This window comes from Bacillus sp. B.PNR1, assembly GCF_030386235.1.
Taxonomy (GTDB): Bacteria; Bacillota; Bacilli; order Bacillales; family Bacillaceae; genus Bacillus; species Bacillus stercoris.
Genome location: NZ_JANYMN010000003.1, coordinates 383,903 through 397,281 on the forward strand (window position 1 = coordinate 383,903; position 13,379 = coordinate 397,281).

12 protein-coding genes are annotated in these 13,379 nt (G+C 44.6%); 4 read left to right on the forward strand and 8 right to left on the reverse strand.

Annotated elements, in window-relative coordinates; all coding sequences use genetic code 11:
• Positions 1-81: 81 nt before the first annotated feature.
• From cesB to purT, 4 genes are all read right to left on the reverse strand, one after another.
• On the reverse strand, positions 82-966 hold the full coding sequence (gene cesB, locus NZD81_RS18605) for an enantioselective carboxylesterase CesB (RefSeq protein WP_289861038.1): 885 nt from the start codon (positions 964-966) through the stop codon (positions 82-84).
• Positions 967-1,137: 171 nt separating this feature from the next.
• Positions 1,138-1,536: a YbfJ family protein gene (locus tag NZD81_RS18610; protein WP_136654914.1), complete on the reverse strand. Its 399-nt coding sequence runs from the start codon at positions 1,534-1,536 to the stop codon at positions 1,138-1,140.
• Positions 1,499-2,440, reverse strand: a complete 942-nt coding sequence (gene mpr / locus NZD81_RS18615) for an extracellular metalloprotease Mpr (RefSeq protein WP_136654915.1) — start codon at positions 2,438-2,440, stop codon at positions 1,499-1,501. The genes NZD81_RS18610 and mpr overlap by 38 nt, the downstream gene beginning before the upstream one ends.
• 144 nt (positions 2,441-2,584) lie before the next feature.
• A complete protein-coding gene (purT, locus tag NZD81_RS18620; protein WP_282374326.1) occupies positions 2,585-3,754 on the reverse strand; it encodes a phosphoribosylglycinamide formyltransferase 2 in 1,170 nt (389 codons plus the stop codon).
• A gap of 190 nt (positions 3,755-3,944) precedes the next feature.
• Here purT and NZD81_RS18625 point away from each other — a divergent pair, with 190 nt between their 5' ends.
• Positions 3,945-4,772, forward strand: coding sequence for an AraC family ligand binding domain-containing protein (locus NZD81_RS18625; RefSeq protein WP_014662606.1), 828 nt, complete (start codon positions 3,945-3,947; stop codon positions 4,770-4,772).
• Positions 4,769-5,689, forward strand: a complete 921-nt coding sequence (locus tag NZD81_RS18630) for a DMT family transporter (RefSeq protein WP_014662605.1) — start codon at positions 4,769-4,771, stop codon at positions 5,687-5,689. The genes NZD81_RS18625 and NZD81_RS18630 overlap by 4 nt, the downstream gene beginning before the upstream one ends.
• A gap of 790 nt (positions 5,690-6,479) precedes the next feature.
• Here the strand turns inward: NZD81_RS18630 and NZD81_RS18635 are convergent.
• The 3 genes from NZD81_RS18635 to NZD81_RS18645 form a co-directional block, all read right to left on the reverse strand.
• Positions 6,480-7,730 carry an MFS transporter gene (locus NZD81_RS18635; protein WP_282374325.1) on the reverse strand — a complete coding sequence of 417 codons (1,251 nt, stop codon included), beginning with the start codon at positions 7,728-7,730 and terminating at the stop codon, positions 6,480-6,482.
• Positions 7,727-8,644, reverse strand: coding sequence for a bifunctional helix-turn-helix transcriptional regulator/GNAT family N-acetyltransferase (locus tag NZD81_RS18640; RefSeq protein WP_282373933.1), 918 nt, complete (start codon positions 8,642-8,644; stop codon positions 7,727-7,729). The genes NZD81_RS18635 and NZD81_RS18640 overlap by 4 nt, the downstream gene beginning before the upstream one ends.
• 90 nt (positions 8,645-8,734) lie before the next feature.
• The gene (locus NZD81_RS18645; RefSeq protein WP_014662601.1) at positions 8,735-8,983 is read right to left on the reverse strand and encodes a YbeF family protein; all 249 of its coding nucleotides are present in this window, start codon (positions 8,981-8,983) and stop codon (positions 8,735-8,737) included.
• Positions 8,984-9,275: 292 nt separating this feature from the next.
• On the opposite strand from NZD81_RS18645, the gene glpT reads away from it, so the two are divergent.
• Together glpT and NZD81_RS18655 are read left to right on the forward strand one after the other, a co-directional pair.
• Positions 9,276-10,610 carry a glycerol-3-phosphate transporter gene (glpT, locus tag NZD81_RS18650; protein ID WP_040084398.1) on the forward strand — a complete coding sequence of 445 codons (1,335 nt, stop codon included), beginning with the start codon at positions 9,276-9,278 and terminating at the stop codon, positions 10,608-10,610.
• Between the two features lie 98 nt (positions 10,611-10,708).
• Positions 10,709-11,599 (forward strand): glycerophosphodiester phosphodiesterase, encoded by an 891-nt coding sequence (locus NZD81_RS18655; RefSeq protein ID WP_289861039.1) that lies wholly within the window; start codon positions 10,709-10,711, stop codon positions 11,597-11,599.
• A gap of 28 nt (positions 11,600-11,627) precedes the next feature.
• On the opposite strand, the gene NZD81_RS18660 is transcribed toward NZD81_RS18655, so the two are convergent.
• Complete coding sequence (locus NZD81_RS18660) at positions 11,628-13,253, reverse strand: Na/Pi cotransporter family protein (protein ID WP_172640167.1); 1,626 nt, start codon at positions 13,251-13,253, stop codon at positions 11,628-11,630.
• Positions 13,254-13,379 lie beyond the last annotated feature (126 nt).

The following is a 13,379-nucleotide window of genomic DNA, read 5'->3' on the forward strand; positions in this document are numbered from 1 at the left end:
GCAGCATTCAAATTCTATTATTATACAACATTTGTTACCATTTGAAAAATGAATGCCAATCTTTTCATGCCTTTTACTCATTTATTCTCCGCCCAAAAAGGACAAAACGCGTTGATTGACGTACTCTGGCTGCTCCAGAGATAACAGGTGCCCGGCGTCCTTTACGATTTCAGCCTGAATTCCCGGCACCAGCACCGACGCCCGCTCATAAGCCATTTGCTGATGGTACATAACCTCGTGCTCACCGAACATCAGCAGTACCGGGACTTGTATTGATTTCAATTCCTGGTCTGTGAACACGTACGGAAAGCCATTTTCTGTCGGCTTCAGGCTCCTTTGTTCATCCTGCCACGCCGCACCCTCCATAATTTGGCTTTGCAGTAAAGGATGCAGGTCATATCTGTTATCTGTGATCCACTTGATATATGCTTCGGCTCCTCTTGCCCCTGTAAGCGCCGCAGCGTATTTATAGACATCCGGATGAAATGAAATAAACGCTTCAGCGGGACTCATAACAACCGCCCGCTCTACTCTTTCAGGCGCTTGAAGCAAAAAATTCACGATATGGGAGCCGCCAAGCGAAAGACCGGCCAGGTGTGCTGTCTCAAGTCCAAGAGAATCAAAGACATCTTTCATCCATTCTGCAAAATCAGCTCTTGTTTCCATCGCTGCTGATGGTATACTTTTATTTTTGTCTCCTATTATATCGACCGCATATGTACGAAATTGACTGCTCCACGCCGCAATATTCGGATACCACATCGCAGAGCTAAAAAGGCCTCCGTGAAGCAAAATGAGCGAAGGTGCGCCCTTTGGCCCACTTGCAATGATATGTGTTTTTCCAAAACGAGTAGAAACATAGAATGCTTCCGACTCAATCGGCCACAAAGAAAGGCTTTGATTATACGCCTTGTAAAAGCGAAGACCGCTTTCTACCGCGGCAAGCTGCATCGAATCTTGTGTCATCTTCTTCTTTTTCCTCCGGGTTTGATTGATATAAATGAAAGGATAGCGCCCCTTTTGTCTCGTAAGAAAAAATACCTATTTCTTATTATCTCATATTATAAATTTCCAGTATATAGTTTGGCTTCCTGTGATCAATAAAAAAGGCAGTTTCCCTTAAAATCAGGGAAACTGCTATTCTTTGAAGACCAATGGAATGGCGTGATCTTTTTTATCCTCTGTTAATGAAATTTGATGGGTTACTGATGTTTCACCCTTCGTTAACGCGACTGAATAATCGCCTTTTTTACCGGTATCCCATTTGATGTCTCCGTTTTTGTCTGTTTTACCGAGTATCTCGCCGATCTCTGTACTCGGCTCCTCATCTGACGCAGGCGCTTTGACAATTGTCACTTGAACCCCTTCGACCGGAAACCCCTTAGCATCCTCCACATGAAGAGTGACAGGAATCGTCATTTCTTTTTGTGAAGAATGCGTCTGCGAACTGCATCCGCATAAAAACAAAATAGATATGAATATGGCTAGTTTGCTGTATTTATTGATTTGCCCAATATTGAATATTGTTGAATACATCGTTCGTCACCCTTGTTCCCAAGTTATATGACGATCCCCCGTTCGTGTGAATGGCAATAGCTGTCTGCCCTGTATCACTGTAGTTTCGATATACAGGCGATCCGCTTTGGCAGCCGTACGTATCGGTTGTATAGGTCAGCTTATACGTTTCAGCTGAGCGAATCGGCTTTGTATCAGACCACATCGTGCCAAATACCTTGTCACACGGGTATCCTGTCACTGACGAGGAAAGGCCCACGGGACTGCTGCTGTTTGTAGTCCGATAGCCGTACCAGCCAACCGTGTTTCCAGGAGAACCGTTTAATTTAATAGCTCCGTAATCATAATTGGTGTCTTTGCTTTCCGTCCATCCTTTGACTGAATAAAACATCGTGCCGGAATAAGTTCCGTATGGATATGACGAATCATTGCGTCCCGGCGCGGCGGTTATCGTCGAAGCCCATCCATGATCCTGGCTGTACACACAATGTCCAGCCGTGACGACTGTATTTGGATTGACTAAAAATCCGGTACATCCATAAGTGCTTGAAGTGTTGGGATACTTGATTGATAGCTGAACGGTTGCTCTATATGGAAAAGAAGTCGTGCTGGAGATTCTGGTGCGTTCATCAGTTCCGATAATGCTCGAAGGCTGTAAGGTTTGAATGTTTTTTTCCAGTTGCGTTTGGCCGCCGTATAATGATTTGCTTGTTTTCCCAGTTCCCTCATAAGGTGCGGAAACCTGTTCTGCTTTTGACGTTTGGTTTTTCGTGGCATCAGCTTCTTTACCGGTATTCGATACAGAAGTTTGCGGATTCTCTGCTGCTTTTGCCGGTACACCGAAAGATACCGCTGCCGCCAAAGCCAAACACAAAACCGTTAAGTAAGCGAACCATTGTTTTCTGAATCTTGGAACTAATTTCATTTTGTCATCTCCCTCCTTTAGTGTCAACCACCCGCATTGATGGAAGACTTTTACATTATAATCAGGTTTCGGATTCTTATGATAAAACTTTTATGGAGAAAGAAAAAAAACAGGCCTTGCGCGATAACAAAGCCTGCTCAAACTCTATTTTATCGTTAGCTGATCCAATGCTTTCTTAGCATTCTCTCTCGCCGTTTCGACTGTATCAGCAGCAGAAAGCGCAACTGCCATACGCCGTCCGGCTTTCGTTATTGGCTTTCCAAAGACGCGCACTTGTGTCTGTGGGACTGCCAGTGCGTGTTCCAGTCCTTCAACAGTGTAATCCGCTAATTCTTCTGGTGCTTTGAGGGGCCTGCTGGCGCCAGGAGAAAGCTGTGTGATTTCTGTAATCGGAAAGCCGAGAATCGCCCGGACATGCAGCGCGAATTCTGACAAATTTTGCGTTACCAGCGTGACAAGGCCTGTATCATGCGGACGGGGAGATACCTCACTGAAATATACCTTATCTTTCGCAAGGAACAGTTCAACACCAAACAAGCCGTATCCGCCAAGCTCATCCGTGATTGCTTTTGCAATATGCTTCGCTTCTTCTATTTGCTGCTCTGTCATATCATGCGGCTGCCACGATTCGGTATAATCCCCGTCCTTTTGCACATGACCGATCGGCTCACAAAATGCCGTACCGTTAACCGCACGTACGGTTAAGAGTGTGATTTCTGATTCGAAAGGGATAAACTCCTCAACGATCACGCGGCCGTTTTTCACCCGTCCGCCTTCCATCGCCGTCTCCCAGCAGCTCTCTAAATCCGCTTCAGAGCGGCACACACTTTGGCCCTTTCCAGAAGAACTCATCAATGGCTTAACGACACAAGGAAAACCGATCTGAGCTGCCGCTTGTATAAATTCATCATATGTATTCGCAAATTCATAGCCAGCCGTCGCAAGTCCAAGCGTTTCCGCCGCAAGCCGTCTGATGCCTTCTCGATCCATCGTCAGCTTGGCCGCACGGGCATTCGGGATAACGTGAAATCCTTCTTCTTCAAGCTTCAGCAATTCATCCGTCGCAATCGCCTCAACCTCAGGCACAATCAAATCCGGCTTTTCTTTCTCAATGATGGCTCTGATCTGCTCGGGGTCAAGCATATCAACGACATAGCTGTTATGCGCCACCTGCATCGCCGGAGCATGCTCGTAACTGTCAACTGCCACCGTCTGTACCCCAAGACGCTGGGCTTCAATCACTACCTCTTTACCTAACTCACCTGAACCTAACAATAAAACCTTCTTTGATTGATACATCTTTGCCCCTCCTATCTGTTCCAAACCATTATAACTGAAATATTTGAAAAATAAATTTTTATTAAAATAGAAAATATTATTATTTGATTCCTAAACGAAAGCAGCCAATAAAGGTTAGCTTTTTTAAACAGCAACATCATACAAGAAATCCCCCAAAACCATGCTACACTTAATCCAAGACCACCATACCGACAGGAGGCATCCCATGCAAAACGAAACCCGCACACTGCAGCTTGACCCACATCTTCATATAGAAGCCTACCGCTTCAAGGGGATTATGCAAAAGTTCCCGAACCACTTTCACGATTATTATGTGATTGGATTTATTGAAAAAGGGCAACGGTATCTGGCCTGTCAGGATCAAGAATATATCATCAATCCAGGTGATCTTCTCCTCTTTAACCCCCGTGACACGCATAGCTGTGAACAGATTGACGGCCGGACGCTTGATTATCGGTGTATCAATGTCATGCCGGATGTCATGGAGAAGGCAGTGAAGGAAATTACCGGCGCCGGGCATCTCCCTTATTTCTCCCAGCATGTGTTATTCCGCCATGAGCTGACAGCCAGCCTGCAGGAATTGCATATTTTGATATCAGACGAAAAACAAGCTTTGCGTAAGGAGGAGCTGTTTCTTCATCTGCTGGAAGAGCTGATTCGCCACTATTCGGATGTTACGTTCCTTAATAGCGTTCCCGAACCATCCGACGAAGTCAAATTGGTTTGCGAATTTTTAGAAGAGCATTATGCCGAAAACGTCACGCTCAATGATTTGAGTGAATTAACAGGATGGAGCAAGTATCATTTATTGCGTTCGTTTACAAAACAAAAAGGAATTACGCCTAATAGCTATATGGAAACAATCCGGATTAATCAAGCGAAAAAACTTCTTGAACAAGGGGTAAGACCAATTGATGCCGCATTTCAGACAGGGTTCAGTGATCAGAGCCATATGACGAAGTTTTTTAAACGGCAGGTGGGGCTGACACCGAAGCAATACATGAAGATTTTTGAAAAGGAGCTTCACAGATGAACATACAAAGAGAAACTTCCGGGCATATCGCAGCCATTGTGACCATTCTGATTTGGGGGACGACCTTTATTTCGACAAAGGTTCTGCTGGCTGACTTCTCTCCAATGGAAATATTATTTTATCGGTTTTTGATGGGCTTTATCGCTCTGATCCTCGTTCGTCCCAACATGATTCCGTTCAGAAATTGGCGGCAGGAGCTGTTGTTTGCCGGGGCTGGTTTATTTGGCGTAACCTTATACTTTTTATTAGAAAATATAGCTCTCACCTATACATACGCATCCAATGTCGGCATGATCGTGTCCATTATACCGATGATCACTGCGGTTTTGGCCCATTTTCTGCTCGAAGGCGAAAAACTGCGTCTGACTTTTTTCATTGGATTTGTCTCGGCACTGATCGGGCTTTTATTGATTACGTTTAACGGCAATGTGGTACTGCGTCTGAATCCGCTCGGAGACATCATGGCAGCCGGGGCCGCTCTCGTGTTTGGAGGCTACTCGATATTCATGAAAAAATTAAGCGCTTACGAATACCACATCATCGAGCTGACACAGAGAGTATTTTTGTACGGCTTATTGTTTATGGTGCCCGCCTTATTTTTGTTCGACTTCCATTTTGGCCTGAGCCGATTTTCATCCGCTTCGAATGCACTTAACATGCTTTTCCTAGGCATTGGCGCTTCCGCCCTGTGCTTCGCCACTTGGAATTATTCAGTTGGCGTGCTCGGAGCCGTCAAATCCAGTGCGTATATTTACATGGTCCCGGTTATCACGATCGCCGCTTCTGTCCTGATTCTGCACGAAAACATGACATGGATCGCTCTTCTAGGAGGCGCGCTTACACTTTTAGGCCTCTACATTTCAGAGCTGAAACCGAAAGCGAAGCTGATGGAGAACGGATCTAGAATGGATGCTTAACGGCATCTATACACGGGGTGTATGGGCAGACACAAACGGCGCTCACTGGGTTCCAAATCCACTTTATCAAAATCTATCTAACAGTCTTAGCTTACCGACTGAACTTTATGTCATTCAATAACTCAAACATTGAATACTTAATTTGTACCTTTTTGACGTTGCAATATGTAACAGCGCTACTTCTGGACTTAAGAATTGGATTACATTTAAAATAGGTCCTGAAGCAGGAGCAGTTGCAGGACTCTTCCGTACATTATTAATAGTCTTGATCTCCATGGATCCTTTTAGAGGATTCATGGAGATCTTCTTAAAAAAGGGGGGATACTGTATGAAAAACAATATACATAAATATCAGGAAATCACCAAAAAATAGAAACCGATTTGTACCCTATCAGTCAAAGCGATAACGATTTACTTTCTTACCTAATGAAACAAGACTCTTTCACACTCAACCAAATGAAAGTGTGTTTAATTGAACCACAGCTCACATTCAAACACACTGTCAAAATCGTATTTACAGTGACACTAATAACCTTATATATTTATTTTTTCAGTTCTCATTACAATGATTTAATAGAAATGGGTGTACAAATGTTTTTTGTGTTAATTGGCCTAATATGGGTATTTGGTGTTTCCCTATTTTCAAGAAAAGTTCAAATCTCTGAGCGTTTCAAGCAAAAATCCGAAAATGCCCGCATTGTCGGTATGATCGACTTCGTGTTAGAACAAAAATACAAAAAAAGCATCTCTGAATAATTCCGAAATCAGAGATGCTTCCCCTCTGCCCTTATCATTTCTCTATCACAGCCGTACTGTCACGCGTGACCGCCGCGGGCTCCCTCAGCATCACATTCATCACGCTCGCCAGCACGAGCATTCCAATCGACAAATAAAAAGCCAGTGTATACTCACCTGTTATCGTATAGATGACGCCAGGCACGTACGCGCCAAGTGCCGATCCGATCTGGTGGGCGAGTGAGAGCCAGCCAATCATGAGGCCGATCGAGTAGTTTTGAAAGTACTGGGTGGCGAGCATTTGAGTCGGTGCTACCGTTGCAAAGTCCACTAACCCAAACAGAATCGCAAAGGCTAAAAGCAAGTAGGGCTCGTGGCTGTAAATGAGAATCACGATCGACATCGCGCGCACCGCATATAAAAAGCAAAGGATTTTCCGGCTGCTCCACCGGTCCGCTACAATTCCCGACAGTAAGATGCCGGCAATATTAAAGCCTGCCAGCAGACTGACAGCGGCACTCGTGACCGTCGTGGAAAAGCCGTGATCGTGAGAAAAGGGAATCAAATGGGTATCCATCAGCCCCACGGTCGTAAATCCGCAGATCAAAAACGGCAAAATCAAAAACCAGAATTGCCTCATTCGAAACATCCCGGTCACTGAAAGAGCAGTTGTTTTAGGTGCCGTTTCTTTTTCTGAAGCAGCCAGTCCGCCTATCGGCTCTGTCTTCTTTTCTGAAGGATTGTTCCTCAGCATCAGCAGCGCAACCGGAAAAACAATCACGATTAACAGCAGCCCCAACACCACAACCGTCAGCTTCCAGCTAAACCAATGGATCAGCATGAGTGAGCCAGGGACGAGAAGCATTTGCCCCGCGCCAAATCCTGCTTCCATGATCCCAAAGGCTAGTCCCCGCTTTTTGCTGAACCAATTGACGACCAATACACTTGCTGCCACATTCGATGCTCCGCCAACCCCAAGCGAGACACCCAGCCCATAAAGCAAAAACAGCTGCCAAGGCGAAGTCACAAGGTATGTTAAGAAAATGCTGACGCCTGTCAGTAACGCACTCCATGCCAAAACAGCCCGAGCACCCCACTTGTCCACAAGCCGGCCGATCACAGGCTGTGATATGCCGTAAACAATAAAGCTCATCGTCGAAATCAACGAGATGGTGCTTCTATCCATTGAAAATTGCCGTTCCCACGGCTCCACAAATGCACCAAACGACAGCCGCACCCCCTGAACCGCCAATAAGATCAAAAAGGTGACGGAGACGATGATCCAAGCATAGTGCAGTCTTTTCATGCCAGCTCCAAATCCCACCGTTCTTCTGTCAGCTGCTGTCCCCATAATGGCGCTTCTTGTTTCACTTCACTTATCCTGAATCCAAATTTTTCGTAGAGCGGACGAGCCTCAGCCATGGTGCTCACCGTCCAAAGGAAAATGCGGTCAAATTTCATGTCTTGGCAGTATGCAACCAGATGCTCCAGCAATTGAGTGCCGAGCCCCCTGCCCCGAAAAGCCGCATCAACCAGAAACCATCTGAGCTGGACTGTCTTATCATCATGCTTGACCAGCCCGACAGAGCCGGCAAATTTCCCGCCGCTTTCCGCAATCCATATGTTTTCGATGTCAGCGTCAAATGTCTCCTGAAGGTAAGCTAAAAACGTGTCATCCCAGCCGTGAGCCTCCGCGTAAAATTGTCTTTGTTTCTCAATAAGGAGTTGAAGATCATCCGACAGAAAATAATCTCTAATCGATATCTCTGATGTTCTGGCAGAAAGCGACTGTGAAAGGATCACTTCAATCTCTGCCATCGCCTCGGCAAGCTTGTGCTGCTCCTTTTGGTTGATTTCCTTCAGCATCAGTTCCACTTGTTCGTTGGCTTTCTCCTCCAGCTTTTTATAAATCGTTTTTCCTGTTTCTGTGACAAAAATATAATGGTGGCGGGCGTCATCTTTGCTCCTCTGTTTATAGATCAAACCTTCTTTTTCAAACTGCTTCACAATCCTGCTGACATATCCCCGGTCAAGCCCCAGCTTATCCTGAAGGGCTTTTGCCGTACAATTGGGCGTATTATAAACTTCAAATAATATCCGTGTTTCCGTTAAGGAAAACGGGCTGTCGTAAATGTGCTCATTAAGGAAACCAAGGACGTTTGTGTAAAATCGATTGAACTTTCTGAATTTTAATCCGATAGATGATTCACTTGTTTTCAAATCAATCCCCACTTTCTAATATCGTTGACTAAGCCAATTATAATCACATATAGTTGCCTTAGTCAACAATCTGTTAGAAAGTGAGGATTTTTATTTTCCTGATTCTTTCTTTTTCCTTATCACAATCAATGTGATATAGGATAAAGCCAGGGAAATCAAGCTATAGACTACAACCCACCCCAAAAATGATTCATTAAAAATGGTAAAGGTGAGCACTAGAGAAATCACCAAACTAAGCATTGGCATCAGATACGCGTTTTTACAAATACAAGTCCCGACAATCGACAACAGCATAATTCCTAACGGTAAAATACCGAATGCGATATCTAATTCATCCACCTGCAACAGCCTCCCTCAAGATTTTTATGCTGCCAGTAAAAAAACATAACTCCATTTAGTAAAAGGATTATATTTACTTTCTCAATACCCAATTTGAAATTACCCGTTTACATTCACTCTAGACTATGATAACTTAAGAAAGCGCTATCATAATAAGTTAATAGCTTGGATGGAGATGAGGAGAGCCAGGAATCCAACCCCTTTTGACAAGGGGTGTTTTCTGGCTCTTTTTGTTTTTCAGAAAGGAGGCACGCATACATCCAGCACAAACAGCAAAGGGGGATAATTTTTGATGCTTCATATATTTAAACCGGCTCCTCACATTGAGAGACTGGATGATTCAAAGATGGATGCGGCTTATAAACGGCTCAGGCTGCAAGTATTCATTGGTATTTTCATTGGCTACGCAGGCTACTACCTGCTGCGGAAAAACTTTGCCTTTGCCATTCCTTATCTGCAGGAACAGGGATTTTCCAAAACAGAACTAGGTTTGGTGCTGGCCGCTGTGTCCATTGCGTACGGCTTCAGCAAATTCATCATGGGAATGGTGTCTGACCGCTGTAATCCGCGATATTTTCTCGCAACAGGCCTATTTTTATCAGCAATCGTCAATATTCTATTCGTTTCAATGCCGTGGGTGACTTCGAGCGTCACCATCATGTTTATTTTTATGTTTATCAACGGATGGTTTCAAGGAATGGGCTGGCCGCCATGCGGCAGGACAATGGCCCATTGGTTTTCTATAAGTGAACGCGGCACAAAAATGTCGATCTGGAATGTCGCACATAACATAGGCGGCGGTATTCTTGCTCCGCTTGTCACTCTTGGCATCGCGATGTTCGTCACTTGGAAAAGCGTGTTTTTCTTCCCTGCCATCATTGCCATTATCATTTCATTTTTAATTGTTTTATTGGTTCGTGATACGCCTCAATCTTGCGGACTCCCGCCAATTGAAGAGTATCGGAATGACTATCCAAAACACGCTTTTAAAAATCAGGAAAAGGAATTAACAACAAAAGAAATCCTTTTTCAATATGTGCTGAATAACAAATTTCTTTGGTATATCGCGTTTGCCAATGTATTTGTCTATTTCGTGCGATACGGCGTGGTTGACTGGGCGCCTACTTACTTAACAGAAGCCAAAGGCTTTTCTCCTGAAGACTCGCGCTGGTCCTATTTTCTTTACGAATATGCCGGCATACCGGGAACCATTTTGTGCGGCTGGATCAGTGACCGATTCTTCAAAAGCCGCCGGGCACCGGCAGGCGTTTTGTTTATGGCGGGTGTTTTCATTGCCGTATTGGTGTACTGGCTGAATCCGGCCGGCAACCCGCTCGTAGACAATATCGCCTTGATCAGCATTGGCTTCTTAATCTACGGACCTGTTATGCTGATCGGCCTGCAAGCGATTGACCTAGCACCGAAAAAAGCAGCCGGAACTGCAGCCGGTTTGACCGGATTTTTCGGATACATCGGCGGATCTGCTTTCGCAAACGCCATTATGGGCTTTGTCGTTGACCGGTTTGATTGGAACGGCGGCTTTATCATGCTGATCTCTTCCTGCATTCTTGCTATCGTCTTCTTAGCTTTGACATGGAATACAGGCAAACGGGCAGAGCACGTTTAAAAAAGCCACATAAAAGATTAATCATTTTCCAACACGCCGTTTACATCCGTTTTTTAATATGAAAGACAGGTAGTCTTTATCAATAAGGAGGAGAAATCATGAGAAAAAATAGAATACTTGCCTTGGTTGTTCTGTCGCTAGGCTTACTCTCATTTATGGTAACACCAGTGTCGGCAGCGTCAAAAGGAAACCTGCTGTCGCCTGACCGTATCCTGACTGTTGCGCATAGAGGGGCTTCTGGATATGTGCCTGAGCACACGATTCTGTCTTACGAAACCGCTCAAAAAATGAAAGCAGATTATATTGAATTGGATCTGCAAATGACAAAAGACGGGAAATTGATTGTCATGCACGACGAAAAACTGGACCGTACCACAAACGGAACGGGCTGGGTGAAAGACCATACGCTCGCAGACATTAAGAAGCTGGACGCCGGTTCTTGGTTTAATGAAGCTTATCCGGAAAAAGCGAAGCCGCAGTACGCCGGCCTTAAAGTTCCTACATTAGAAGAAGTATTAGACCGTTTCGGAAAGCACGCGAACTACTACATTGAAACAAAATCGCCTGACACCTACCCTGGTATGGAAGAAAAACTGATCGCTTCCTTACAGAAACATAAATTACTAGGCAAACATTCTAAGCCCGGCCAGGTGATCATTCAATCGTTCAGCAAAGAAAGCCTGTTAAAAGTCCATCAATTACAGCCAAAACTGCCGACCGTTCAATTGCTGGAAGCCAAACAAATGGCGACAATGACAGATGCTGAACTGGAAGAAATCAAATCATACGCTGTTGGTGCAGGCCCGGATTATAAAGCTTTGAATCAAGAAAACGTCCGTATGATCCGCAGCCACGGCCTCCTGCTGCACCCTTACACAGTCAATACAGAAGCAGATATGCGCCGCCTGCTTGATTGGGGCGTGACAGGGGTGTTCACAAATTACGCTGATGTCTTCCAGAAGGTGAAAAAAGACTACAAAAAAGCATAGAATCCTAGGATTCTATGCTTTTTCCTTATCAATTTTCACCAATAACAGCTTCAGCAATATTGACCGCATGATCGCCGATACGCTCTAGGTTGCTGATCATATCAACAAAGACGATGCCCGCTTGTCCAGTACACAGCCCTTCATTCAAACGGATAATATGCTTTTTGCGAAGCTTCCGTTCCATTTTGTCAATGTCATCTTCTTTTTCAATGACTTGTTCAGCTATCTTTGCATCATTGTGGTGCAAAGCTTCAATGGACGCCTTCACAGTAGAAATCGTCAAATCCATCATTTCAGTTAAATCCGTCATGGCAGATTCAGTTATAACCACACGATGCGCCTGCTGGTATTCTATCAATTCAATCACATTTTCGAAGTGATCTCCGATTCTTTCAATGTCTCTGACCGTATCCATCAACATATGATGCTCCTCAGACTCGTGCTCTGAGAGAGAACTTGAAGAAAGTTCGATCAAATAATCGGTAATTTTCCGGTCGAGATTGTTAACCGCATCCTCTATCTGATAAGCATTGGCCGCATATTTTGGCTGTTTTGCTACCAAAAACTGCTTTGTGACTTCCAGCCCCTGCACCGCAAAATTCCCCATTTGGATCACTTCTTCTTTTGCCTGTCCGAGAGCAATAGATGGTGATTGTTCAATAAAAATCGGATCAAGATGCGACTTGTATTCGACCATTGAATCCTTGCCCGGAATCAGTTTTGTTACGATCAAAGCCAATATCCCGACAAAAGGAAGCTGTATAATCGTATTGGTCGTATTAAAGATTCCATGTGCGAATGCAATTGTCATTTTCGGATCAAGCCCCATCGAAGCCTGAAGTGACAAAATCAATGCTGTAAACGGCTTAAGAAAAATCAGGAAAATTGCTGTCCCGATTAGGTTAAACAGCACATGAGTAGCAGCAGCACGTCTCGCCGCAACAGATGCACCTAAAGATGCAAGAACCGCGGTGATCGTCGTCCCGATATTATCACCGAATAACACTGGCAGCGCACCGTTAATATCAATCAGCCCATCTGAGAATAAACCTTGCAAGATGCCGATCGTGGCGCTGGAGCTTTGCACAAGAACCGTAAACAAAGTCCCAATGACAGCACCTAGTAACGGATTAGAGCTCATACTGACAGTTAAATCATGAAATGCCTCAAGTGAACGGAGCGGTTTCATGCCGCCGCTCATTAACTCCAGCCCATAAAACAGAGCCCCAAACCCAAACACAATCTGGCCGGCATTTTGCACATGTTTATGCTTAAAGAAAAACAGTAAAAATCCGCCGACAGCAATAATCGGCAATGCATAAGCCCCTATGTCAATCCCGATAATAAACGCGGTAACCGTTGTTCCAATATTGGCTCCCATAATAACGCCAATGGCCTGACGAAGCGTCATAAAGCCCGCACTGACAAGCCCGACGGTAATTACCGTCGTTCCCGAGCTGCTTTGAATCAAAACCGTCACAATGATGCCCGCCAATACGCCCATCAGCGGATTGCTTGTAAAACGGTCTAATATATTTCTCAATCTATCCCCAGCCGATTTCTGAAGTCCCTCTCCCATGAACTTAATTCCAATTAGGAAAATACCGAGACCCCCAAAGAATTCGAACAGTAATGTTTGGATATCAATCGTCAACGCTTTCACCTCTGTCTCGACATATATCAGCAAAACTCCCTATGATTATGTTTCAAGTTCATATGAATGTAAATGAATCTTCTAACAAATTTACACTAACTTAACAATGGGCCTTTAAAACCCAAA